The sequence below is a fragment of the Aeromonas sp. FDAARGOS 1419 genome (assembly GCF_019047045.1).
In the GTDB taxonomy this organism is placed as follows: Bacteria; Pseudomonadota; Gammaproteobacteria; order Enterobacterales; family Aeromonadaceae; genus Aeromonas; species Aeromonas veronii.
Map to the genome: position 1 here is coordinate 1,734,384 of NZ_CP077209.1, position 24,537 is coordinate 1,758,920.

Here is a 24,537-nt window from a genome sequence, read left to right on the forward strand (position 1 = left end):
ACCACCATGATGATGACCCTGGGCTGGTTCGTGTTTATGCGCTCGACAGTTGCCCCGCAATCCCAACAAGACGAAAAATCATGGCGCCACCCGGGCAATAACCGGGTCGGCGCCCGCCCCTCATACCAGTACCTCGGGCCAGATGACGAGCTCAGTCACTTAAGCGGGGTGCTCTATCCAGAGCTCACCGGCGGACCCGTCTCCCTCGATATGCTCAATAGCATGGGCGACAGCGGCCAAGCCTTCCCCCTGATCCAGGGGGATGGCGTGATGCGCGGCTCGTTCGTGATAGAAGGGATCAGCACCACCCGCAGCGAGTTCTTCCAGGATGGCAGCGCCCGAAAAATCGAGTTCAGTATCAAGCTGAAACGGGTCGATGACAACGACAGCTCCCTCGGCAACACCCTGCTCGGTCGCACTGCGGGCAACCTGCTCGGTCGCTTGGGCGTTGGCAAGCTGCTGAACACGGTGGGCGGTAAACTCGGGGGGCTGCTCTGATGGGGGCATTCGACCAGTTCGGTACCCGGTTGACTGAAAACCTTGGCATCACCAGCCAGCTGGATGCCCTGAGCCAACAACATCCAGCGCCCGCCTATCAGGTGCAGGTCGATGGTCGCGATGTCTCGGGCACCCTACGCCCGCGCCTGATGCACATGACCATCACCGATAACCGGGGCTTTTCGGCCGATACCATCGAAATCGCCTTCGATGACAGCGACGGCAAGCTGGCCATGCCGCGCCGTGGGGCCACCCTTCAAGCCAGCATCGGCTGGCAAGGTGGCCCCCTGGTCGATAAAGGCACCTTCAAAATTGACGAGGTGGAACACGGCGGCGCACCGGATGTACTCACCATCCGGGGCAAGTCGGCAGACCTGCGCGGCGGCATGAACAAACTGCGCGAGCGCAGCTGGCACTTCGAAACCATCGGCGCCATCGTGGAGCAGCTGGCCGCCCGCTATGGCTTGACACCGAGCGTCGGCGACGCCTTCAAGGGGATGGTGATTGACCACATCGACCAGACCAACGAGAGCGATCTGGCCTTTCTCACCCGCTTGGCAGCAGAGCAGGATGCCATCGCCACCGTCAAATCTGGCCGCCTGATGTTCATCAAGGCGGGCAACGGCACCACCGCCAGCGGTAAGCCACTTCCTGCCATCACCATCACCCGCCAGGACGGCGATCAGCACCAGTTCTCGGTGGCAGACCGCGACGCCTACACCGGAGTCATCGCCTACTGGCAAGACAACAAAGCCGCCGAGAAGAAGAAAATCGAGGTGAAACGCAAGCGGAAGACCAAACCGAAAGAGGAACGGCCGCTACCGCCGGGCGTGGTGGTCAACAAGAAGGAGAACGAGCTGCTGGTTGGCGACAGTGAGAACGTCAAGGAACTGCGCCACGTTTACGCCAGCCAAGGCAACGCAATGAGGGCAGCTCGGGCTGAGTGGGAAAAGCTGCAGCGGGGCGTGGCCGAGTTTCAGATCACCCTGGCCAAAGGCCGACCAGAGCTCTACCCGGAACAACCCACCACGGTCAGGGGATTCAAACCGCAAATCGACGAGGCCGAATGGCTACTCACCCAGGTCGTTCACGACCTCACCGACCTGGGCTACACCAACCGCCTGCAACTAGAAGTGAAACTGGCAGAGCTGCCTGAGTGATATCTGGATGCGAGAAGGGCCCCACAATGTGAGGCCCTTCTCATTCTGCCTGACAACGCACCGAGACATGGCCAGGGAAAGGCGCCGCATGAAGTGCGCCATCAGGCAGAGCGGCATCATACAAGAAGATCCTGTTACTCAACATTACAGGAAGGGTGAACCGCTTAAAAAAGCGCTGTCGCCACTTTGTCGCCATTTAGGCAAAAGAAAAAGGCCACTATTTTAGTGGCCTTTCGTAACTCTTTGATTTTAATGGTGCCCGAGGCCGGAATCGAACCGGCACGACGCGAACGTCGAGGGATTTTAAATCCCTTGTGTCTACCGATTTCACCACTCGGGCACCGCAATCGGTATCAAGCTCGCGTGGCGGGCTTGTCAATATGGAGGCACGTTCCGGAGTCGAACCGGACTAAACGGATTTGCAATCCGCTGCATAACCGCTTTGCTAACGCGCCATGCAAAAGAGAGTTGGCTCTCTATTGTCTGAATTTGGAGCGGGAAACGAGACTCGAACTCGCGACCCCGACCTTGGCAAGGTCGTGCTCTACCAACTGAGCTATTCCCGCATTGGTCTGGCTGACTGCCTGACTACGAGGACGCATTCTAGCGATGTTCCTCGCCCAGTCAACCAGAAATATTTAATTACCTGATCGTTCGGGCGTTTTTTGCCCTTTTTGAACAGTTTTAGCGCCTTTGGCCGTTTCCTGCCTCAAATCAGCGTAAACCTCACCTTGCGGCGCAAGTGACTCACAGGTTGGCGTGGTGAGTCAGATCGCCCCAGGCGGCCTTCATGTACTGGAACATCGACCAGAAGGTAAGCACGGTAGCGACATAGAGCATCACATAGGCGAGCCACACCATCCAGACGTTGTATTGCCAGATAAGACCGGTGAGCGACACCATCTGGATCATGGTCTTCCACTTGCCAATCCAGCTGACCGCCACCGAGGAGCGTTTGCCGAGCTCGGCCATCCATTCGCGCAGGGCGGAGATGATGATCTCGCGGCCAATCATGGTCATGGCGGGGATGGTCACCCAGATGGTGTTGTAGTGTTCGACGATAACCACCAGTGCGGCGGCGACCATGATCTTGTCGGCAACCGGGTCAAGGAAGGCGCCAAAGGCGGTGGACTGATTGAGCTTGCGAGCCAGATAGCCATCAAACCAGTCGGTGGCAGCGGCCAGAATAAAGATGATGGCGGCAGCCAGATAGGACCATTGATAAGGCAGATAGAACAGGATGACGAAGACGGGAATGAGCAAAATCCGGAAAAACGTCAACAGGTTAGGTATGTTTGTCATTATTTTCAGCCACTTCTTGTACGTCGCTACATAGTGCGCCAAAGCCGATTTGCGATGCAACCGCACTGGCGCCCGTCTTGGTCTTTTTAATCCATCAATCTTCTCAAAATGCGAGGGCCATTATGGCATTTACGGCCCCCCCGCGTCACGGCTCTTGTGCATCAAGGAGTTAGCGATTTTGCCATGCCGCTAACCCTGCTCAGGCGCTGTGCAAGCCATCGTGGATGGTCTGGGCCAGCTCCTGACTGATGCCGGGTACCTTGGCAAGTTCATCCACGCTCGCCTTTTTGACCTCCTGCAGGCCGCCCAGATATTTGAGCAGCGCCTGCCGCCGCTTTGGCCCCACCCCCGGAATATCCTCCAGACTGCTGCTGGTGCGGGCCTTGGCCCGTCTTGCCCGGTGCCCGGTAATGGCAAAACGGTGAGATTCATCGCGAATATGCTGAATAAGGTGCAAAGCGGGCATATCTGCCGGTAAATGCAGCTCTTCGTGGCTCTCCCCCATGATGAGAGTTTCCAACCCCGCCTTGCGGGTGACCCCCTTGGCAATCCCCACCAGCAGCGGATATTTACCGCCGAGAAACTCCAGCTGACGGGCCAGGATCTCTTCGGCGCGGCGCAACTGGCCGAGTCCACCGTCGATAAACAGCACGTCCGGCACCTTGTCCGGCTCCTGCTGCTTGCCAAAGCGGCGCTCCAGCGCCTGCTCCATCGCCGCGTAGTCATCACCGCCGGTGATGCCGTCGATGTTGAAACGACGATATTCCGATGAGAGCGGCCCCTCCCGGTTGAACACCACGCAAGAGGCCACGGTGCGCTCCCCCATGGTGTGGGAGATATCGAAACACTCCATGCGAGCGATGGGGCGCTCAAGCTCCAGCAGCTCTTCCAGCTGATCGTAGCGAGCGGTGATGGTGCTCTTGTGAACAAGCCGCGAGCGCAGCGCCGTCTCGGCATTGATGGAGGCAAGCTTGATAAAACGGGCCCGCTCGGCGCGAGTTCGGCTCACCACCCGCACCTTGTAACCGGCGGTCTGGCTCAGGGTCTCGGCGATGACGCTCTCGTCCTCCAACGCCACGTCGAGCAGCACCTCGCTCGGGATCTGCCGTCCTCCCTGCCCCGACAGATAGAACTGCAGCAGGAAGGATTGCACCACCTCGTCGAGCTGGGTATCGGCCGGCACTTTCGGGAAGTAGCTGCGCGAGCCGAGCACCTTGCCCTGACGGATAAAGAGCACGTGGATGCAGGCCGCACCTTGCTGGAAGGCGACCCCCACCACATCCAGCTCGTCCAGCACGTTGCCGCTCACCGACTGCTGTTCGGTAACCCGGCGCAGCGCCAGGATCTGATCCCGATAGCGGGCTGCCTCTTCAAAGCGCAGATCGCCGCTGGCGGACTCCATCTTGCCCACCAGCTCGCCAATCACCTGCTGGTTCTTGCCCGCCAGAAACAGCTTGGCCAGCTCCACCTGCTGGGCATATTCGGCTTCGCTCACCAGTCCAGGAACACAAGGGCCAGCGCAACGCTTGAGCTGGTAGAGCAGGCAGGGACGGGTGCGGTTGGCATAGACCGCATCCTCGCACTGGCGCACCGGAAAAATCTTCTGCATCAGATGCAAACTCTCGCGCACCGCGCCACCAGAGGGGTACGGGCCGAAGTACTCTCCTTTGATCTTGCGGGCACCGCGATGGACGCCGATGCGTGGATGCTGGTGCGCGGTGATGATGATCCAGGGGTAGGATTTGTCGTCCCGCAGCAGCACGTTGTAACGGGGCTGGTACTGCTTGATCAGGTTGTGCTCGAGGATCAGCGCCTCGGTCTCAGTGTGGGTGACGGTGACCTGGATATCGGCGATCTGGCGCACCAGGGTGCGGGTCTTGATGCTGTCGACGTTGGTGCGAAAGTAGGAGGCGAGCCGCTTTTTCAGATCCTTGGCCTTGCCCACATAGATCACGGTGCCACCGTTGTCATACATGCGGTAAACGCCGCTCTGATGGGTGACGGCGCTCAGAAACGCCTTGCTGTCGAAGAGAGGTTCGGGAGAGAGGGTCATCAGCTACTCGGCTCACACAAAGGCAAAAATTGACGGGCAGAGCATACTGCCCCCGCCGCCTGAAAAGCAAAAGGACAGAAAAGCAAAAAGGCGGCACGCGCCGCCTTTGTGACCACACGCCACCCGATTAGAGGGTATCGGCATCCAGCATGCCATAGCGAATGGCCAGATGGGTCAGTTCCACGTCACCGTTGATCCCCAGCTTGCTGAACAGACGATAGCGGTAGCTGTTGACCGTCTTCGGGCTCAGGTTGAGCTGCTCGGAGATATCGGTCACCTTCTGCCCCTTGGTGATCATCATCATGATCTGCAGCTCGCGCTCGGAGAGGGACTTGAAGGGATTCTCGTCAGCGGAGGCAAATTGGCTGAGGGCCATCTGCTGGGCAATCTCCGGGGAGATGTAGCGCTGACCGGAGTGCACCAACCGGATCGCCTGGATCATCTCGTCAGGGGCAGCCCCCTTGGTCAGGTAACCGGCGGCGCCGGCCTGCATCACCTTGGTGGGGAACGGATTTTCTGAATGAATGGTCAGCACTATGATGCGCACATCGGGGCGGATCCGCAGAATTTTGCGGGTCGCTTCCAGACCACCAATACCCGGCATGTTCATGTCCATCAGGATCACGTCCGGATGGTGTTGGCGACAGAACGTAACTGCTGTCTCGCCGCTCTGTGCCTCACCCACCACCTTGATCCCGCGCACATCTTCAAGAATGCGTCTTATCCCTGTACGCACCAGCTCATGATCATCGACCAGGAATACATTTATCACCCAAACACCCCGTTTTATCTCGTTTTAGCCGCCCGGTTAGGGTTAACAGGGCGTCTTGCATCATAACCAAACTCGTCGCTTTGGCAAACCATGCACGCCAAAAGTTTGAGAAAACCCATGTTTAGCGTTTAAAATCAAATAATTATATAAATTTTCAAAACAAAAAACGGTGCCTTGCGACACCGTTTTTCATGACGTTAGTGCTGTGGCCATCACTTGGCCAAAAAGGCGCGCACCTTCTCCAGATCGGCCTGGGTATCCACCCCGACCGGCGGCGCTTCAAGGGCCTGGGCGACGTGGATCTTCTCCCCGTACCAGAGCACCCGCAGCTGCTCCAGCGCCTCGACCTGCTCCAGCACGCTCGGTGCCCAGTCTACATAACGCTGGATAAAGCCAGCGCGATAGGCGTAGATGCCGATATGGCGTTGGTAGTGGTCGCCAATCTGCTCGTGACTGTTGGCAAAACGATCTCGATCCCAGGGAATGCTGGCGCGGCTGAAGTAGAGGGCGTAGCCATCCTTGTCAGTCACCACTTTCACTGCGTTCGGATTGAACGCCTCTTCGGCATCCTTGATCGGCACCGACAAGGTCGCCATCGGCGCCGTGGCGGCGGCCAGATTATCCGCTACCTGACGAATGATGGCGGGCGGAATGAGCGGCTCATCCCCCTGCACATTGACGATGATGGTATCGGCGGCAAAGCCGTAGTGACGGCACACCTCGGCCAGACGCTCGGTGCCGGACTGGTGATCCGGTGAGGTCATGCACACCTCGACGCCGGTGCTCTGCAGTGCCTGCTGTACCCGCTCGTCATCGGTGGCAACGATCACCCGATCGGCACCTGATTGCAGAGCTTTCTCCACCACGTACTGCACCATGGGTTTACCATGGATATCCGCCAGCGGCTTGCCCGGCAGACGAGTTGACGCATAGCGGGCCGGAATGACGACGACGAAACTCATGACGGCAGCTCATCGCTGTTGAGCGGACGGGCACGGTTCTCCAGTAGTACCGGGATCCCCTCTTCCAGCGGATAGGCCAGCTTGTCGAAGCGGCAGACCAACTCATGAACTGCTTTGTTGTAATGCAGCTTACCCTTGCAGACCGGGCAGGCGATGATGTCGAGCAACTTGATGTCCAAAGCCAAAACGATACTCCTTCAACGATGTCGCGCTGGCGGCTTCATCACGCCAGCGATGGATGTCGAGCAACCAGCTATTCCATACGGGGCATATCAACCCCCAGCTCCCCCGCCGAGGCGAGAGAGATTAATCTTGCGCCCTGGCCGCGCCCTTTGCCTTCGCCCCCAGCTTGTGCAGCAGGGTGTCGAGCAGGGAGGCGGGCAACTCGGCGCTGACCGGTAGATACCACCAGTTATCGAGGGCAAACGGGCGGCACTTGACCGCATCCTTCTCGGTCATCAGCAGCGGCTTGCTGGCAAAGCGCCCAACCAACTCATCCCGATCGAAGGGGTGATGATCGCCGTAGGCGGCCTGCTGCTCCAGCTGGTAGCCGAGCCCTTCCAGGGTGGCAAAGAAGCGGGGCGGATGACCGATCCCCGCCAACGCATCGACCGGCCCCGACAAGGGGGCGGCCAGCGGTGCATCGTCGCGCACCCGACGCGGGGTGTCGGCGACCAGTTGCATGGGGTACTCCCCCTTGCCCAGCTCGCCGCCGTTGCAGATGATGGCGTCCACCCGTTTGAGACGAGTGACCGGCTCGCGCAGCGGCCCCATCGGCAGCAAGCAGGCGTTGCCGAAACGGCGGGCGCCGTCCACTACCACCAGCTCGATATCACGGGCCAGCGCGTAGTGCTGCAGGCCATCGTCGGTGATGATGATATCCACCTCACCGCTCTGCTCCAGCAGTCGTACCGCGTCGGCCCGTTTCGGGGCTACCACCACCGGACAGCCACAGCGCCGGGCAATCAGCACCGGCTCATCTCCGGCCTGCGCCGTGGTGCTGGTCTCATCCAGCCGATAGGGGTAATGGGGCGCCTTGCCACCATAACCACGGCTCACCACCCCGGGTCGATAGCCGCGAGCTTGCAACTGCTCCACAAGCCAGACCACCACCGGCGTCTTGCCGTTGCCCCCCACCGAAATATTGCCCACCACGATCACCGGCAAGGAGGAGCGATACCCCTTGCGCCAGCCGTGACGATAGGCGTAGCGGCGGCTGCCGCTGATAACGGCGAACAGCAGGGCAAAGGGGGCCAGCAACCAGCGCCAGCCACTTTTGCGATACCAGAGCCGTTCCAGCATCAGGCCTTGTTTCCTGCATTGCCAAACTGAATGGCGCGCAGCTGGGCATAGGTGCCGCGCTGCTCCATCAGTGCCGCGTGGTTGCCGCGCTCGACGATATGGCCTTCGTCGATCACCAGGATCTCGTCCGCCTTCTCGATGGTGGAGAGACGGTGGGCAATCACCAGCGAGGTACGAGCCTTGCACAGCTCGTCGATGGCCGCCTGAATATGGCGCTCGGACTCGGTATCGAGGGCCGAAGTGGCCTCATCCAGCAGCAGAACCGGCGCATCGCGCAGCAGAGCGCGCGCAATGGCAACACGCTGACGCTGACCACCGGAGAGGGATGCACCGTTCTCGCCAACCACAGTGTCATACCCGTTGCTCATCTTGCTGACGAACTCGTCGGCATGGGCAATACGAGCAGCCTGCACGATCTGGTCGCGGCTGTATTTGTCTTCTGCGGCGTAAGCGATGTTGTTGGCCACCGAGTCATTGAACAGATGAACATGCTGGGAGACCAGCGCGTACTGCTTGCGCAGCTCGCTCAACTTGTATTCGCGGATGTTGATGCCGTCCAGCAGGATCTCGCCCTGATCGATGTCGTAGAAGCGGGTCAGCAGGCTGGCAATGGTACTCTTGCCAGAGCCGGAACGGCCCACCAGCGCCACCGACTTACCAGCCTCCACCTTGAAGCTGACGTTGTGCAGCGCCGGGGTGTCCTTGGTCGGGTAGGTGAAAGTGACGTTGCGAAACTCGATCTCGCCGCGAGCACGCTCCAGAGTGCGGGTGCCGGTATCCTGCTCCGGCTCGGTGTCGAGCAGACCAAACAGGCTGTGGCAGGCAGTGATGGCCCGTTGGAACTGGTTATTGACGTCGGTCAGGCTTTTCAGCGGCTTGAGCAGCATCATCATGGAGGTGATCATGACGGTAAACGTACCGGCAGTCAGCTCGCTGCGCACACTGTCGATGGTAGCTACATAGAGGAAGGCAGCCAGCGCGATGGAGGCAACCATCTGCACCACCGGGCTGCCGATGGCATCGGCAGCGACCATCTTCATGGTTTGCTGGCGCATGTTGTTGCTGACCTGGAAGAAGCGTTTCTCTTCCACCTTCTGGCCACCAAACATCAGCACCTCTTTGTGCCCTTTGAGCATCTGCTCGGTGGAGGTGGTGATATCCCCTACCGCCTGCTGGATGTGACGGCTGATCTGGCGGAAACGGCGGCTGATAAGGCCGATGATGACCCCCACCAGCGGGCCAACCACCAGGAAAATCACCGACAGCTGCCAGGAGTGCCAGAACATCAGGCCGAGCAGACCGACCACGGTCGCCCCTTCCCGCACCAGGGTCACCAAGGTGGTGCTCGCCGCCGAGGAGACTTGACTGGCGTCATAGGTCACCTTGGAGAGCAGGTGGCCGGTGTTCTGGCGATCGAAGAAGCTCATCGGCATCGCCACCATGTGATTGAACACCTGCTGTTGCAGACGCATCACGACATGGTTGCCGACCCAGGCCATGCAGTAGTTGGAGAGAAAGTTGGCGACACCGCGCAGGGCCACGATGCCGAGGACGAAGAAAGGCATCCATTTCAAAACGGTGCTGTCGTTGCCATTGATGCCCTGATCGATCAGCGGCTTGATGGAGTAGACAAAGGTGGTATCCACGGCGGCGTAGCCCAGCATCCCGATGATGCCACCGACCAGGCCCAGCTTGCGATCACGGACATAACCGAGCAGGCGTTTGAATACTGGCCAGCTCTCTTGTGAGGTTTCTTGTTGCATGAATAGCCGTTAGTAATGGAAATGACGGGCTATTCTAGCCAAAGCGCAGGCTTACACCAAGCGCCGCCACCTATATCGCATTCCTACACGGCAGAAATGGCCGATTATTGCTCAAACCACACTCGCGGTCGCCACCACTCACCACTTCGCCGGTACCAGGGCCCCAGATCTCGCTCGGCGGTGATGCTCAAGCCCGCTGCGGTGGGTTCAACCAGCATCGCCCCTTGCTGACCGGTGATCCACTGGCGGGCATCCCGATAGCGGGCCACCACATCGGGACGGGGAAAGCCCCACTGATTCATAAAACCGGCGCTGTGGATCACCTCCTGCGCCGCTACCGCCGCGACAAACGGGGGCGTGGAAGAGGTGCGACTACCATGATGGGGGCTCACCAGCAAGGTGCTGGCCAACCCATCTCCCTCCAGTGCCACCAGTCGCTGTTCGGCCTGCCGTTCGATATCGGCACTGAGCAGCACGCTGCGCTGCCCATCGCTGATACGCACCACGCAGCCATCGTTATTGCGCCCACCACCGGGGCGTTCTGGCCAGAGCACCGTAAACGCGAGCCCCTGCCAGCGCCACTGTTGCCCACGCTGGCAAAGGGTGGTTCCCTCGCTGAAGGGATAAGAGGAGAGCTCGTGGCGCACCGGCATGGCGCTGAGCAGTCGCTTGCGATTGCCGGCATGGTCCCGATCCTTGTGGCTGATGATGAGACGATCGATGACCCGGATCCCCAGATGGCTCAGCTGGGGCAGGATCACCGCGTCCGCCATGTTGTAGCCTCCGGGATAGCGATCGCCGGTGTCATAGAGAATGGCACGCTCCCCCTTGCTGATCAGCACCGCCAGCCCCTGCCCCACATCCAGCACCCGCAGTTGCCAGCGGGCAGGCGTTGGCCAGAGCGCCAGCAACAGCGCACACAGACCCGGTAGCCAGAGCCAGCGTGCCGGGCGCCACTGCGCGGCGAACCAGAGCAGCAACAGCAGGGTGCAAAGCGGCAGCCACCAGCCGGGCAGTGGCCACCACAGTTGCAGTTGATCGGCCAGCCAGTTCAGGATCGTCAGCACCCACCCGAGCTCCAAATCCGCCAGCCAGAACAGGACATAGGCAAGCGAGGTGGATAGCGGCGCCAGCAGCACACCGATCAGCGCCAGCGGGATGATGGCGATACAAAAGAGCGGCACCGCCAACAGGTTGATCACCATGGCAAGGGGTGCTATCCCCTCGAACAACGCCAGTTGCAGCGGCAGCAGACCAAGCAGCAGCCAGAGCTGGATCTGCCAGAGCCCCGGCTTGTCGTGGGCATATCCCACCAGCAGCAAGATGGCCACCGCCAGAAACGAAAGCCAGAAGCCGGCCGAATAGAGGGCGAAGGGATCCCAGAGGGTCAGCACAACAAAGGCACACAGCCAGATGCGCCAGGCCGGCCACTCTCGCCGGCTCCAGCGCAATACACTCCACACCAGCACCATGATCAGGGCCCGCTCGGTGGCCACCGCAAATCCGGCCAACGCGCTGTAGACGGCGGCAAACAGCAGGGAGGTGATGATGGCGCCGCGCAGACCAAACAGCCTGCCCAACCACCACCCGAGCACCGCCACCAGCGCGATGTGTTGCCCTGAGATGGCGATGATATGGGTCAGACCGCTGCCGCGAAACAGCTCCCACTGGGCATCCGTGATGCCGCTCTGCTCGCCAAAAGTGAGCGCCGCCAGCAAGGGGGCATGGTCAAGCGGACGCCAACTCTCGGTCGCCGTCCCCAACCAGCGTTCGCGCCACCCCACAGGTGCCTGTTGAATGTCGATCACCCGGCGCAAATTTCCGGTGGCGGTGATCCCCTTGCCCAGCAGCAGACGCCGCCCATCCAGCCCCGCCTCGTTGGCAAGACCGTGAGCCGGTTTCAACGAGGTCACCAGGGTGATCCGGCTGCCTACCGTCATGGCGGGTAATGCCTGATAAGCATTGACCCGGATCAGGGGCTCAGGTGTCACCGGTTGCTCGTCGAGGGTGCTCACCCGCAGCAGCAGCCGGACAAATTTATCCCCCTCGGGCTCTGCACTTTGCAGCTGTGCGGTTATCATGTGGCTCGTCTGATCGCCCAACCGCTCCAGCCAGGCCAGCCGATAGGCAAGATTGGCCTGCATCCAGAGGATGCCGAGCAGGAGAAACAGCCACCGCCAGGCACGGCAATATGCAAGGGGGATCAGCAGGGACAGCAACAGGCCCCCCCATGCGAGTGAAGGTAACCATGGCCAGAGCAGTGAGGAGCTTGCCCCCAGGGCAAACGACAACAGACGCAGATCCATGGAGCAAGTATTTAGCAAGGTTTCAATATGCCCAAACGACTCATTAAACGCTGGATGCCCGATCAGCAAACCCTGAAAGAACACAAGCACCTGCGACTGTTCGGCAAACTGCTGCTCGATGCCAACCTCTGGCACCTCAACCGCCGCTCGGCTGCCGGGGCATTTGCGGTGGGCCTCTTCATGGCCTGGGTGCCGCTCCCCTGCCAGATGCTGCTGGCCGCCGGTGGCGCCATCCTGTGCCGGGTCAATCTGCCGCTCTCGGTGGCGCTGGTCTGGCTCTCCAACCCCTTTACCATGCCGCCCCTGCTCTATGGTGCCTATCTGGTGGGTTGCCAGCTGCTGGGACATTCGGCGCAGCAGATAGAGATTGAGTTCACCTGGGATTGGCTGGTCTCGGTGCTGGGCACAGTGGCACCGCCGCTGTTGCTGGGCTCGCTGATCCTGGCCCTGCTGAGTTCTTTTATCGGTTACACCCTGATCCGCACCTTTTGGCGGATCAGCACGGTGCGCCAGTGGCAAAAACGCAAGATGGCCCGCCCATGCTGAGTCGCTGGTTTTCCCGCTTCAAGCTAGATCCCGATACCCTGCGCCAGCAGAAGTGGTTTGCCCTGTTTGGTGAGCGACTGCTTGCCCCCGCCCTCTGGCAAGGGGGCACTCGCGCCCTGAGCGGCGCGGTGGCGGCCGGGATATTCGCCTGCTGGTTCCCCATCCCGATGCATTCGCTCATCGCGGTCGGGCTGGCGCTGGCATTCAGCCTCAACCTGCCGCTGGCGCTGCTGGCGGTCTGGTTCAACAATCCGCTGACCCTGCCGTTCATGTACCTCTACGCCTATCGCATCGGTTGTCTGGTGCTGCACAAGACGCCGGAGCCTTTCCACCTCAGCTGGACCCTCCACTGGCTGGAGCAGGAAGCGGCCACCCTGGTGCCTCCCTTCCTGCTCGGCAGCCTGCTGCTGGCTGTACTCACCGCCCTGAGCGGCGGCGCCCTGACCGCACTGCTGTTGCAACTGCGCAAGCTGTGGCAAGGTGCCCGCCACCAGTGAGTCCCCCTTCCCATTGTTTGACTGTTTGACGATCAGCCGTTGGCGATCAAAAAAGCCCGTCACCAAGGTGACGGGCTTTTTCATGGCATAGAACCAGAGCGCAAGGTGATACGATTACAGCACCTTGGCGATCGCCTCGCACAGGGGATCGATATTGGCGCGGGTAATTCCGGCCACGCTGATCCGGCCTGAGCCGACGATGTAGATGGCAAATTCGCTCTTGAGGCGCTCCACCTGATCCTTGGAGAGGCCGGAGAAGGAGAACATGCCGTTCTGCTCGCGGATAAAGCTGAAATCCTGGCTTACGCCGAGGGCAGCTAGCTTCTCGACCAGCAGTTCGCGCATCTCGCGAATACGCACCCGCATGGCAGCCACTTCTTCGACCCACTCGGCATAGAGAGCCGGATCGCTCACCACGGCGGTGACCACAGCGGCGCCGTGTGACGGCGGGTTGGAGTAGTTGGCACGGATCACTGTCTTGACCTGAGTGAAGGCCACATCGGCGATCTCTTTGGTCGCGCTGACCAGCGTGAAGGCGCCGACCCGCTCATTGTAGAGGCCGAAGTTCTTGGAGAAGGAGCTCGCCACCAGCAGCTCGTCATGGCACTCGGCGAAAATCCGCAGACCTTCGGCATCCTCTTCGATACCACGGGCAAAACCCTGATAGGCGAAGTCAAACAACGGCAACCAACCGGCGGCAGCACTCTGCTTGGCCAGTGCGCGCCACTGATCGCTAGTGGGGTCGATACCGGTCGGGTTGTGGCAGCAACCGTGCAGCAGCACCAGCTCGCCCGGCTGCACTTCGGCCAGCGAGGCCTGCATGGCGGCAAAGTCGAGTCCCTTGGTGGCGGCGTCGTAGTACTTGTACCACTTGACGGTCAGGCCCGCGGCCTGGAATACGCTTACGTGGTTGGCCCAGGTGGGATCGGAGATCCAGATGGTTTTGGCCAGACCGTTGCGCACCACGAATTCGGCCGCGATACGCAGGGCACCGGTACCGCCCGGCGCTTGCGCGGTCTTGGCGCGGCCGCTGGCAACCAGCGCAGAGTGCTGCCCGAACAGCAGTTGCTGCACGATGCGGCCATATTCGATATTGCCTTCAATACCGAGGTAGTTCTTGGTCTTCTCGTCGGTCAGCAGCTTCTGCTCGGCTTTCTTGACGCAGTGAAGAATGGGGGTGGCACCGGACTCGTCCTTGTAGATCCCTACGCCCAGATTGATCTTGTGGCTGCGAGAGTCAGCGCGGAAGGCTTCGGTCAGGCCCAGGATCGGATCCGCTGGGGCGGCAACAACCTTTTCAAACATGGTATTCCCTGTATTCCGTTGAGTTCGTTGGGTGGCAAAGCGGCTTGATAAACAAAAGCGCTCATCTGGCGAGCGCTTCGTCAACTCTTTATATCACCGCGTTCAATGAGGGAAAACCGCTTTTTGGCTCGCTTTCAGACCAATTTCAACCAACGGCATGCCACGCTGGCGCCAGTGCGCACACCTCGGCCGACAAGCCACCATTGGACTCAACCAACCCGCTACAAACTGCTAACAATGACTTGGGGATCCGGCTCGGCTCCCAGTGCCTTGCCTCAGTCAAAGGTTGGGCATACGCACTGAGAATGGGGGCCAGATCACGGGGCAGCCACCAGCTGGCCGGACGACCCAAGCGCTGGGCCAGCGCCTGCAGCCGATCAACCCCGGCAGGGTCGAGGGCGGTGAGATGACTCCACAACACATTGGGGGGCAAGGCGGCCACCACCTGCTGTAAGGCTAGAGGAGCCGATGGGGGTGCCCACACCAGCAAGGTGCCGGGTTCAAGAGGCAGCTCGGCAAAGGCGCCGACGCTGTCTGTGGTGATCACCCGCTCGATGCTCCCCTCCCCCCACAGGATCTTGCCAAGACCCGCCAGGGTGCGCTCGGGTAGTGCCACCTCTCCCAGCGCCTGCAACCAGGGGGCGGCGTCGATTAGGGTGCCGCCGCTAAAAAAGAGGCTGAACGGCTGGGCGGCGCGCAAGCGCAACAGCTGATCGGCACAGAGCCGGATCCCCTTGTCCTCGAAATCGATCTGCTCGTTGGGGGTGAAGTTCACCTCTGACTTGCGATAGAGCGCCGCCAGCACCCGTTCGTTGACCTGCTCCCCCAATTGCCAGCCCTGAGCATGCAACCACTCCTCTGGCTCGGGGGGAGCGGTGGCGATCTCGGCCAGCATCAGCTCGCGGGTGAGATAGCGCCGCCCGGCCGGGGTGAGCTCATAGCTGTGGCTGCCATGGGCGAGCAGCAGCTGGTTATCCTTGAGCAAGCCCACCAACGGTTGCCACTGGCGGCCACGGATCACCACTGGTGAGTGGCTCAGCAACTGCTGCGCCAGTGCCCGCCATTCGGGGTGACTAAAGTCGATCAATTACAATCCATCCCTGTCAGTGCTCAATCGGATAAACAGCCTGAAAAGGTACCGTTACAGGCCGATGACGCCAAGCCTTCCGCGCCAATTACGTGACCTCGCTCCCTGCAATTTTCCCCAGACAGAAGAGCCCACCGTGGGGTGGGCTCTTCCTTGGATAACACTCGACGCTTATTCGACGTTGAGGCGCAGCTCGGCATCGTGCCAACCCAGTGGCAGGGTCAGCAGCTGATCGATCAGCTCCCGGCGATCTGATTTCTCCAGATAGGCGAGATAGAGCGGACGGCTCAGCGGCTGGCCCCCCTCCACCAGATGGAGCGCGCCCTTCTCGAGGAAGGGGCTGACCATCCGCCGTGGCAGGTAGGCAGCGCCACCGTTGGCCAGCACAAACTGCAACGCCATGCTGGCGGAGCTGGAGTGCAGCACCGGGGTCTTTTGCAGGCTCTGCAAGCGGCTGGGTTGCGGCTCGAAGCTGGTGCCCCAGTCGAGGTGGATGTGCGGTATCTGCATCAGGTTGTCGGCATTGGCGGCCGGATCCCGGCTCACCAGCTCGAACACCAGCTCACCGATGGGATGCAGGGCAATCTCATCGATCTTGGTGGGCTCGGAGAGCAGGGCCAGATCGAGGGAGCGCTCCAGCAACTGACGGCAGAGGTGCTCACGGGAAGCCGTTTCCAGCCGTACCGCCAAACCGGGCGCCAGTGCATAGATGTGATTGAGCCAGTCGTTGAAATCGAGCTCCCAAAACACCGCGGGCGCGCCGATGGCCAACTGCTGGCTGAATCCTGGCGAGAGCGCCACATCCTGCTTGGCACGACCAAGGGTGTGCAAGATGGCGTCTGCATAGGGCAGCAGACGCTCACCGGATGCGGTCAAACGGATATTGTTGCGATGACGTGCAAACAGACTGACACCCAGTTGCTGCTCTAGCTGGCGGATCCGGAAACTCACCGCCGACTGGGTCAGGTAGAGATTTTCAGCAGCCCGGCCAAAGTGCCGGGTCTTGCTCACCTCGATAAAGGTCCGAAGCAGCTCGGTATCCATTAATCGATGGACTCGTCACTGCCACCACCGCTGCCACCACCGACATCAAAGCTGCCGCCACCGCTACTCTCTTCGCTGGCGCCGCCAACGACGGTGCAGAGGCGATGAACGCGCTTGGGACCGATCACCTTGAGGTATTTGAACCACACCTTGGCATGGGGGTTGGCACCGGCTGCGCCGGATTTGACCTGCTCGACGAAGGCGGACTCGACATCGTCACGGGGTGCAAGGTTGCCCTGGTAGAGTGCCAGCATGGCGGTACCATACTTTTCCAGACTGTCCGCTTCGGCCACAGTGAATTCGCCACTGCGACGCAGGCCACGGGGAAAATGTTTGAAGTCGTTGAAACGCTTGTCTGATTCGAAGCTCATAGTGCTCTTTTTCTGGTTAGTTTGACCTTTGCGGGCAAGTATCATCAGGCCATCGCCGAGTGCAAAATCAATTTTCTCACTATGTTAATAAATATCTTTTATCGAAGTCAGTTTGCCCCATCGCTGACGCCGATTTTGTGGCATAACACGCAAAAAACGTTGATAAATAATAAACTTATGTAAATGTGCAACCCATTTACACGTCACTTTTTGGGTTACGCAGGCAAAAATAAAGCGCCATACGGCGCTTTATTTGTCACATCAGGTGAACCAGCTGAACCCTTGGTTCAAACATGCTTACTCAATCATGGCCGGTTGAGCCAGGTTGTCGGCACGCCACAGACGGTAGCGCACTTCATACTCCTGCGGCACGTAGATCACGAACGGCAGTTTTGAATTGTAGTTCACGAAGAAGCCCTGACCGTAGATCTGGACGAAGGTCTCTTTCTGCTGGTTATCCGGGCACATCATCAGGGTGCTGATGGGGTCGGAGACCTTGCCCAGTTTCAGGTAGTTGTAGCCCCAGCCTTTGACGCTGTGCTGTTCCAGGTTGCCTGCAAAACGCGGTACGTTGCAATCAACCATCATCTTTTTGCCGACCTGCAGCTCGACCATCATGTCGGCTTCTTTTTCGACTTCAGGCAGGCGGATCACCACACGTTCCTGATTCACGTCAGCGGCTGGGAACATGCTGATATCAAATTTTTTCGGCTCGGCGGCGAAGGCATGGCCACCCAGCAACAAGGCGCCCAGCAGGCTAAAACGCAATACGGTTTTCATCTGTACCTCATGGGGTTGGTTCAACGCCGCTAGACTAACCGCTCTGCCGATTTCATGCCAGCGATCTGCTACGTAAAAACTGCGTAAAATGATGCAGATCCGGCACACCATGACGTGATCTGGCTATTTTCTGACAGGGCGCACACTCCCGTTACGGGAACCTGAAACAAAAAGCGAGGCTAATTAGCCTCGCTTTGCATTCAAATGGCGCCAGAGTGCTATTTGGTCGCCTCTTGATGGGCCTTGATGACGGCGACCGCCTTGTCGGGGAAGTCGCTGAACACCCCATCCACATCGGCCTGATAGAGGAAGATGTTAAGGAGATCGGTGAAGTCCTTGGCATAGGCCGGGATCTGCCCCTCATCCTGACGGAAGGTATAGGGGTGAACTTTCAGGCCCGCCGCGTGGGCTTCTTTTACCATGCCGGTGAAGACCGGCTTGCCCAAAGTGCCCGGTTCGGTAACGATCATCGGCTTCCAAGGGCCAATCCCTTCGGCATAGCTGGCGATGGTTTTCATCGCTCCCGGCTTGAACATCCAGTCATAGTTGTAGGGGGTCGCCTTACCCTTGGCATCGTAAACCATGGTCTCGTTCCAGTCGGTCTCGGCCATCAGCTGCACCAGTTTCAGATCCATACCCATGGCGGGCATCAGTTCGCTGTTAATGCGCTTGAGTTCATCGGCATCGAAGCACTGCAGATAGACCTTGTCATCCTTCCCGGTGTAGCCGTACTCCTTGAGCACCTTCAGCACCGCCTTGGAGATATCCTTGCCTTCGTGGCGGAACAGCCAGGGTGCCTTGATCTCCGGGTAGATCCCGATGTTTTTGCCAGTGCTCTTGTTGAGCCCCTGGATCATCTCGATCTCCTCCTGGAAGGTATGGATCTTGAAGTCTGACTTCCAGAGCGGGAAGCGCGCCGGATAGACCGGCACCTGCTTGCCATCCACCAGCTGGAACGGCTCGGTCATACGCAGGGAGCGCACCTCGTCCAGGGTGAAATCCACCACATAATAACGGCCGTCCGGACGGGCACGACCGGGGAAGCGCACCGCCACATCGGTGATGCCATCGAGGAAGTGATCGTGCATCACCACCAGCTGGTCATCCTTGGTCATGACCAGATCCTGCTCCAGATAGTCGGCCCCCATGCCATAGGCCAGCGCCTTGGACTCCAGGGTATGCTCGGGCAGGTAGCCGGAAGCGCCACGGTGGGCGATCACCACCTTGCCTTCATCGGCAGCCAACACGGGTAATGAGAGGGATGCCCCAAGGCTCAAGGCGATGAGGGAAACGGCGAGTTTTTTCATATGTGATGCTCTTTATTATTGTGTGTAGGTAATTGTTCTATCAGAGGTTTGTTGCATATTTACGGTGTAAAGCGGTAGGCAGCAGCGCACTGCCTACCGTCACTCATCAGCTCGCCTTGCGCAGAGCCTGATGGTATTGGTCGAGCCAGATCTGCAGCATCTGCTGCTCTGAGTCGTTCAGGCGCAGCCCCAGCTTGCTGCGGCGCCAGAGGATATCGTCCAGTGAACAGGCCCACTCCCGCTCGATAAGGTAGCGCACCTCAGATTCGTATAGTCCGGCACCAAAGTGCTGGCCACGGGGCTCCTTGAGCCAGAGCCGGGCATGGGCACCATAGGCCTCGGCAATGCGCAGGGCGCTGCGATCATCGAGCCAGTCAAACTCCAGCGCAAAGGCGCGGGCCAGCTCGCGTACCGAGCAGTCAAACTCGCCACCTGGCAGCCGGCTGGTCGCCGTCCAGTCATCCCCCATCTGGCTAAACCAGGGCTTGAGCTTGTTGCAGGCGGCCTGCGCCAGCTTGCGATAGGTGGTGAGCTTGCCGCCAAACACCGACAAGAGCGGCGCACCGTCAGACTCGCCAGACAGTTCGAGGGTGTAGTCACGAGTCACCGCTTGCGGCGAGTCTGACTCGTCATCACAGAGCGGACGCACCCCGGCATAGGTCCAGATCACATCTTGCGGCGCAATTTGGCGAGTGAAGTGGGCGTTGACCACCTTGCACAGGTAGGTAATTTCAGCCTCGCTGATCTTCGCTTCCCGCGGGCTGCCGTGGTGCTCCACATCCGTGGTGCCGATAAGGGAGTAGTCCTGCTGATAAGGGATGACGAAGACGATACGGTTATCTTCGTTTTGCAGGATATAGGCCTCTTCGCGCTCGTGGATGCGCGGCACTATCATGTGGCTGCCTTTAATAAGGCGAATGCCGCGGGGGGATTTCTCGTGCAGGCTCTCGTCGTAGAAGGTCTTGACCCAGGGGCCCGCGGCATTGACCAGACCACGGCAGGTGACGGTGAACTGCTCGCCCCCTTCCCGCTCCAAAGTGAGCGTCCAGTGTTTGGAACCGCGCACCGCCTTGATGCAACGGGTGCGGGTCTGCACGTCGGCCCCCTTGTCACGGGCCATCATGGCATTGAGCACCACCAGCCGGGCGTCGTCGACCCAGGCGTCCGAGTATTCAAATCCCTTGTTGATCCCCGCGTTCAAGCCATCTTGCGGCAGAAAGCGCACGCCGCAGCTCCCCTTGAGCTTGTCGCGCTTGGCCAGATTGTCATAGAGGAACAGACCGGCACGGATCATCCAGGCCGGACGCAGGTGTGGACGGTGCGGCAGGCGAAAACGCATGGGACGCGCGATGTGGGGCGCCATACCGAGCAGCACCTCCCGCTCCGCCAACGCCTCTTTCACCAGCCGGAATTCGTAATGCTCGAGATAGCGCAAACCGCCGTGGATCAGCTTGCTGGAGTTGGACGAGGTGGCAGAGGCGAGATCTTGCGCCTCAAACAGGGCAACCTTCAGACCCCGTCCTGCCGCATCGGCTGCGATGCCGACCCCGTTGATGCCGCCACCGACGACGACCAGATCATAATGTTCGCTCATGTTCACCTACTTTCATTTTTATGATTGCTATAACAGCAATGTTTGATTTCGCTCATTTTAGAACATGAAAATACAACAAACGAACATTTTATGGCGAAAGTGTGATCGCCACAGCCCGCCAGAGGTGGCAAAGGGGACAGGTCAGCGGAGCCAATGGCGTCGGGCCAAAATCGGCGGATTGATAGCCAAAAAAAACCAGATTGAATAGTGGTTTTTGCAATACCTATAAAGGGGTGAGATGAGTGCGGAGCTAGGGGAGATAAAGATAAAGGAGGCCGCCCTGACGGGCGACCGGCACAGCCTTGGCGTGTTTCGCCGTTAGCAGATGTGGCAGGCGATCTGGTGTTGCGCCATCAATCGCGTCAGCTTTTCCGGTGGCTCCTGATCGGTAAAGAGGGCGTGGATCTGGCTGAGATTGCCCAGATTGACCATGGCATTGCGACCAAACTTGGTGTGGTCGGCGGCCAGGAACACCTGACGGGAGTGAGCGATAATGGCCTGGGCGATCTTCACCTCGTGATAGTCGAAATCGAGCAGGGAGCCGTCGTTGTCGATCCCCGAAATCCCGATGACGCCATAGTCCATGCGAAACTGACCGATAAAGTCGCGGGTCGCCTCCCCCACGATGCCACCATCGCGGTTGCGGATCTCGCCGCCGGCAATGATGACGGTGAAGTCATCCTTGGCCGTCAGAATGCTGGCCACGTTGAGGTTGTTGGTGACGATGCGCAGCTCGCGGTGATCGAGCAGGGCGCGAGCAATCGCTTCGGTGGTGGTGCCTATGTCGATAAAGAGCGATGAGCCGTCGGGAATATTGGCCGCGACCTCGCGGGCGATGCGCTCTTTCTCCTTGAGTTGCATCACTTTACGGGCGCTGTAGGCGGTATTGACGGTACTCGAATGCAGGGAGGCACCGCCGTGATGGCGCCGGATCTTGTTCTGTTCGGCGAGATCGTTCAGATCCCGGCGAATGGTCTGGGGGCTGACGTCAAAGTGGGTCACCAGATCGTCGGTCGAGACAAATCCCTGCCGCGTCAGGACGTCCAGGATCTCCAGATGTCGTTGGGTTTGCTTCACGCTTACACTCCGATGATGAGACAAAAAAAGGCCCCGGCAGATGCGGGGCCTTTTGGCAGTTTACCTGATCCCCTTTGGGATCAATAAGCTGAGGATCACGTTTTATGCCTTATGGGCAGCCGCTTTCTTGGCCGCAACGGCAATGTTCTCATGCTTGAGGGTCATCGCCAGCAGGATGATGGAGAGCACGCAGGAGACGGTCAGCACCATGAAGCCGCCATCCCAACCGAAGTGGTCAACGGTATAACCCAGCATGGCGTTGGCTGCCACGGCGCCGCCCAGATAACCGAACAGACCGGTGAAACCTGCCGCAGTACCGGCTGCTTTCTTCGGTGCCAGCTCAAGAGCATAGAGGCCAATCAGCATGACAGGGCCGTAGATCAGGAAGCCGATTGCCACCAGCGCCATCATGTCGATGGTCGGGTTGCCGGCCGGGTTGAACCAGTAAACCAGTACAGCCAGGGTCACCAACACCATGAACAGGATACCGGCCGGTGCACGGCGGCCCTGGAACATCTTGTCAGAGATCCAGCCACACAGCAGGGTGCCCGGAATACCGGCCCACTCGTAGAGGAAGTAAGCCCAGGAAGAATTGTCGACGGTGAAGTGCTTGGCCTCTTTCAGGTAGGTTGGCGCCCAGTCCAGCACACCGTAACGAATGAGGTAAACGAAAGCGTTGGCGATCGCGATGTACCACAGCAGTTTGTTGTGCAGCACGTACTTGACGAAGATCTCCTTGGCGGAGAACTCCTGCTCGTGGCTCTCGTTGTAATCCTTCGGATAGTCGTTCTTGTACTCCTCGATAGGAGGCAGACCGACCGATTGCGGGGTATCACGCATCACGAAGAAGGCGATCACCGCGATGGCGGCCGCAGCTGCCGCAGGCACATAGAAGGCACTGCGCCAGTCGTTGAACCAGCCCATCCCGAGGATAAACAGCGGGCCAATCATGCCGCCGCCCACGTTGTGCGCCACGTTCCAGACCGCAACCACTTCACCGCGCTCTTTCTGTGACCACCAGTGCACCATGGTGCGACCGCAGGGCGGCCAGCCCATGCCCTGTGCCCAACCGTTCAGGAACAACAGCACAAACATGATGGCAATACTGGAGGTGGCCCAGTGCATGGTACCCATCATGAACATGATGGCAGCCGAGAGCAGCAGACCGGCGGAGAGGAAGTAACGGGCGTTGGAACGGTCAGAGACGTTCCCCATCAGGAACTTGGACAAACCGTAAGCGATGGAGACCCCGGAGAGCGCGAAACCGAGATCACCACGGGAGAAGCCCTGCTCGATCAGATAGGGCATCGCCAGACTGAAGTTTTTCCGTACCAGGTAGTAGCCGGCGTAACCGAAGAAGATCCCGAAAAACACCTGCCAACGCATGCGTTTGTAGAAGGGGTCGACCTTGTCAGCCGGGAGCCTGTCGATGTGCGCCGCAGGCCTGAAGAGACTAAGCATGTTCTGCTTCCTTATTGTTGTTATGGGCGGTTGAGGATGCCCTGACCATTCCAACGAATCATGTGAGTCCGATGATTCGTAAGCGAGCCTATTGTGCTCATATGCGCTCATTTAATCTGTGATGCATGCTCAAATATTGCAGTTTTATTACAAATAAAAGCTCCAAATGAGAAATCACTCAGCAAGCGCCAGCCCTTGTGTGGCAAGGGTTGCAAGCTACCCCCTAAGTGGTAACTAACGGTTATCAAGATGCTTTACGTCACATTTTCTTAGCAATGAGTGGGATCTTGTCCACATTTCCTATGGAGGGGGGATGGTGAAATTATTGGGAAGGGTTATTTTCTGTCACGACCGATAACGAGCGCAAACGAGCATAACGTTTGCGTAAGACGCAAAAACAACAAGGAAACGTTTTCGGCAGCAACGGATAGACACAAAAAGATAAAACGGAACATCAAACCTCTACGGGTGGATATAAGGAACAAAAGTATGAGCATACAAAGACCCAATACCCTGCTTGGCGAGTGCATCGCCGAGTTTATCGGAACCGGCCTGCTGATATTTTTCGGCGTCGGATGTGTGGCGGCACTGGTGCTGGCTGGTGCCAACTTCGGGCAGTGGGAAATCTCCATTACCTGGGGTCTGGGTGTAGCCATTGCCATCTATGTGACCGGCGGCATTTCAGGTGCCCACCTGAACCCGGCTGTAACCCTGGCGCTGATGACCTTCTGCGGGTTCGACAAGCGCAAGGTGGTGCCCTATATCATCGCCCAGATGGCCGGTGCCTTCTGCTTCGCCGCCCTTGTCTACTTCCTTTATGGTAACCTTTTCACCCAGTGGGAAGTGACCCATAACGTGGTGCGCGGCAGCGTCGAGAGCCTCGGCACCGCCGGGATCTTCTCCACCTATCCCAATGCCCTGCTGACCAACATGCAAGCTTTTGCCGTCGAGCTGGTGATCACTGCCGTCCTGATGCTGGGCATCATGGCGCTGGGTGACAACAACAACGGCGCTCCCAAAGGTTTCGCAGCCGCTCTGCTGATCGGTATCCTGATCGCGGTGATCGGTGCCTCCCTTGGCCCGTTAACCGGTTTTGCCATGAACCCGGCCCGTGACTTTGGTCCGAAACTGTTCGCGTTCTTTGCTGGCTGGGGTGATGTTGCCCTGACCGGTGGTCGTGACAACCCCTACTTCTGGGTTCCGATCCTTGGCCCCATCGTTGGCGCCCAGATTGGTACCGCTCTGTATGTCAAAGTGCTGGCTCCCTGCGTCCCGGGCAACCGTGTCGTCACCACCGAGCAAGCGACCCAAACCGCCAAAGAAGAGGCTGCCGCATAAGAGCGGCCCCCT

The 24,537-nt window shown here is 59.3% G+C and carries 22 protein-coding genes and 3 tRNA genes; 5 read left to right on the forward strand and 20 right to left on the reverse strand.

The annotated features are described in order from the left end of the window. The first annotated feature begins 6 nt into the window (after positions 1 to 6). Entirely contained in the window at positions 7 to 498 is a 492-nt protein-coding gene (locus I6L49_RS07680; protein ID WP_108541149.1) for a phage tail protein, read from the forward strand. Further along, complete coding sequence (locus tag I6L49_RS07685) at positions 498 to 1,658, forward strand: phage late control D family protein (RefSeq protein WP_216951102.1); 1,161 nt, start codon at positions 498 to 500, stop codon at positions 1,656 to 1,658. Before I6L49_RS07680 ends, I6L49_RS07685 begins: the two co-directional genes overlap by 1 nt. Before the next feature lie 253 nt (positions 1,659 to 1,911). On the opposite strand, the gene I6L49_RS07690 is transcribed toward I6L49_RS07685, so the two are convergent. From I6L49_RS07690 to I6L49_RS07740, 11 genes are all read right to left on the reverse strand, one after another. Further along, positions 1,912 to 1,998, reverse strand: a tRNA-Leu gene (locus tag I6L49_RS07690). A gap of 41 nt (positions 1,999 to 2,039) precedes the next feature. Continuing rightward, positions 2,040 to 2,113 (reverse strand) — tRNA-Cys (locus I6L49_RS07695). A gap of 35 nt (positions 2,114 to 2,148) precedes the next feature. Beyond that, positions 2,149 to 2,224 (reverse strand) — tRNA-Gly (locus tag I6L49_RS07700). Between the two features lie 181 nt (positions 2,225 to 2,405). Beyond that, the gene (gene pgsA, locus I6L49_RS07705) at positions 2,406 to 2,960 is read right to left on the reverse strand and encodes a CDP-diacylglycerol--glycerol-3-phosphate 3-phosphatidyltransferase (protein ID WP_031227442.1); all 555 of its coding nucleotides are present in this window, start codon (positions 2,958 to 2,960) and stop codon (positions 2,406 to 2,408) included. Positions 2,961 to 3,159: 199 nt separating this feature from the next. After that, positions 3,160 to 5,013: an excinuclease ABC subunit UvrC gene (uvrC, locus tag I6L49_RS07710; protein WP_216951103.1), complete on the reverse strand. Its 1,854-nt coding sequence runs from the start codon at positions 5,011 to 5,013 to the stop codon at positions 3,160 to 3,162. A 127-nt stretch (positions 5,014 to 5,140) separates the two neighbouring features. Continuing rightward, positions 5,141 to 5,785 carry a UvrY/SirA/GacA family response regulator transcription factor gene (uvrY, locus tag I6L49_RS07715; protein ID WP_005337448.1) on the reverse strand — a complete coding sequence of 215 codons (645 nt, stop codon included), beginning with the start codon at positions 5,783 to 5,785 and terminating at the stop codon, positions 5,141 to 5,143. 212 nt (positions 5,786 to 5,997) lie between these two features. Next, the gene (kdsB, locus tag I6L49_RS07720) at positions 5,998 to 6,747 is read right to left on the reverse strand and encodes a 3-deoxy-manno-octulosonate cytidylyltransferase (RefSeq protein WP_216951104.1); all 750 of its coding nucleotides are present in this window, start codon (positions 6,745 to 6,747) and stop codon (positions 5,998 to 6,000) included. Continuing rightward, positions 6,744 to 6,932, reverse strand: a complete 189-nt coding sequence (locus tag I6L49_RS07725) for a Trm112 family protein (protein ID WP_005347033.1) — start codon at positions 6,930 to 6,932, stop codon at positions 6,744 to 6,746. Before I6L49_RS07725 ends, kdsB begins: the two co-directional genes overlap by 4 nt. A 121-nt stretch (positions 6,933 to 7,053) precedes the next feature. Further along, positions 7,054 to 8,049 (reverse strand): tetraacyldisaccharide 4'-kinase, encoded by a 996-nt coding sequence (gene lpxK, locus I6L49_RS07730; RefSeq protein WP_216951105.1) that lies wholly within the window; start codon positions 8,047 to 8,049, stop codon positions 7,054 to 7,056. After that, complete coding sequence (gene msbA, locus I6L49_RS07735; protein ID WP_128815000.1) at positions 8,049 to 9,812, reverse strand: lipid A ABC transporter ATP-binding protein/permease MsbA; 1,764 nt, start codon at positions 9,810 to 9,812, stop codon at positions 8,049 to 8,051. Before msbA ends, lpxK begins: the two co-directional genes overlap by 1 nt. A gap of 104 nt (positions 9,813 to 9,916) precedes the next feature. Next, positions 9,917 to 12,118, reverse strand: a complete 2,202-nt coding sequence (locus I6L49_RS07740) for a DNA internalization-related competence protein ComEC/Rec2 (RefSeq protein WP_216951106.1) — start codon at positions 12,116 to 12,118, stop codon at positions 9,917 to 9,919. A gap of 27 nt (positions 12,119 to 12,145) precedes the next feature. Between I6L49_RS07740 and I6L49_RS07745 the strand changes: the two genes are divergently transcribed. Beyond that, positions 12,146 to 12,664 (forward strand): DUF2062 domain-containing protein, encoded by a 519-nt coding sequence (locus I6L49_RS07745; RefSeq protein WP_216951107.1) that lies wholly within the window; start codon positions 12,146 to 12,148, stop codon positions 12,662 to 12,664. Further along, positions 12,658 to 13,161, forward strand: coding sequence for a DUF2062 domain-containing protein (locus tag I6L49_RS07750; RefSeq protein ID WP_216951617.1), 504 nt, complete (start codon positions 12,658 to 12,660; stop codon positions 13,159 to 13,161). Before I6L49_RS07745 ends, I6L49_RS07750 begins: the two co-directional genes overlap by 7 nt. A 114-nt stretch (positions 13,162 to 13,275) precedes the next feature. On the opposite strand, the gene I6L49_RS07755 is transcribed toward I6L49_RS07750, so the two are convergent. From I6L49_RS07755 to glpT, 9 genes are all read right to left on the reverse strand, one after another. Then, a complete protein-coding gene (locus I6L49_RS07755) occupies positions 13,276 to 14,466 on the reverse strand; it encodes an amino acid aminotransferase (RefSeq protein WP_005347039.1) in 1,191 nt (396 codons plus the stop codon). Positions 14,467 to 14,611: 145 nt separating this feature from the next. After that, on the reverse strand, positions 14,612 to 15,553 hold the full coding sequence (locus I6L49_RS07760) for a hypothetical protein (RefSeq protein ID WP_216951108.1): 942 nt from the start codon (positions 15,551 to 15,553) through the stop codon (positions 14,612 to 14,614). Positions 15,554 to 15,724: 171 nt separating this feature from the next. Beyond that, positions 15,725 to 16,597, reverse strand: coding sequence for an HTH-type transcriptional regulator HdfR (gene hdfR, locus I6L49_RS07765; protein ID WP_164536511.1), 873 nt, complete (start codon positions 16,595 to 16,597; stop codon positions 15,725 to 15,727). Then, positions 16,597 to 16,968, reverse strand: coding sequence for a DUF413 domain-containing protein (gene maoP, locus I6L49_RS07770; RefSeq protein ID WP_005337527.1), 372 nt, complete (start codon positions 16,966 to 16,968; stop codon positions 16,597 to 16,599). Before maoP ends, hdfR begins: the two co-directional genes overlap by 1 nt. 297 nt (positions 16,969 to 17,265) lie before the next feature. After that, complete coding sequence (eco, locus tag I6L49_RS07775; protein ID WP_005337529.1) at positions 17,266 to 17,748, reverse strand: serine protease inhibitor ecotin; 483 nt, start codon at positions 17,746 to 17,748, stop codon at positions 17,266 to 17,268. A 218-nt stretch (positions 17,749 to 17,966) separates the two neighbouring features. After that, entirely contained in the window at positions 17,967 to 19,055 is a 1,089-nt protein-coding gene (gene glpQ / locus I6L49_RS07780) for a glycerophosphodiester phosphodiesterase (RefSeq protein ID WP_216951110.1), read from the reverse strand. 106 nt (positions 19,056 to 19,161) lie between these two features. Beyond that, positions 19,162 to 20,649: a glycerol-3-phosphate dehydrogenase gene (gene glpD, locus I6L49_RS07785; protein WP_216951112.1), complete on the reverse strand. Its 1,488-nt coding sequence runs from the start codon at positions 20,647 to 20,649 to the stop codon at positions 19,162 to 19,164. A gap of 318 nt (positions 20,650 to 20,967) precedes the next feature. Then, positions 20,968 to 21,726 carry a DeoR/GlpR family transcriptional regulator gene (locus tag I6L49_RS07790; protein WP_005347045.1) on the reverse strand — a complete coding sequence of 253 codons (759 nt, stop codon included), beginning with the start codon at positions 21,724 to 21,726 and terminating at the stop codon, positions 20,968 to 20,970. 102 nt (positions 21,727 to 21,828) lie between these two features. Beyond that, positions 21,829 to 23,187 (reverse strand): glycerol-3-phosphate transporter, encoded by a 1,359-nt coding sequence (gene glpT, locus I6L49_RS07795; RefSeq protein ID WP_005337540.1) that lies wholly within the window; start codon positions 23,185 to 23,187, stop codon positions 21,829 to 21,831. A gap of 489 nt (positions 23,188 to 23,676) precedes the next feature. On the opposite strand from glpT, the gene I6L49_RS07800 reads away from it, so the two are divergent. Next, positions 23,677 to 24,525, forward strand: coding sequence for an MIP/aquaporin family protein (locus I6L49_RS07800; protein WP_005350866.1), 849 nt, complete (start codon positions 23,677 to 23,679; stop codon positions 24,523 to 24,525). The last annotated feature ends 12 nt before the right edge of the window (positions 24,526 to 24,537 follow it).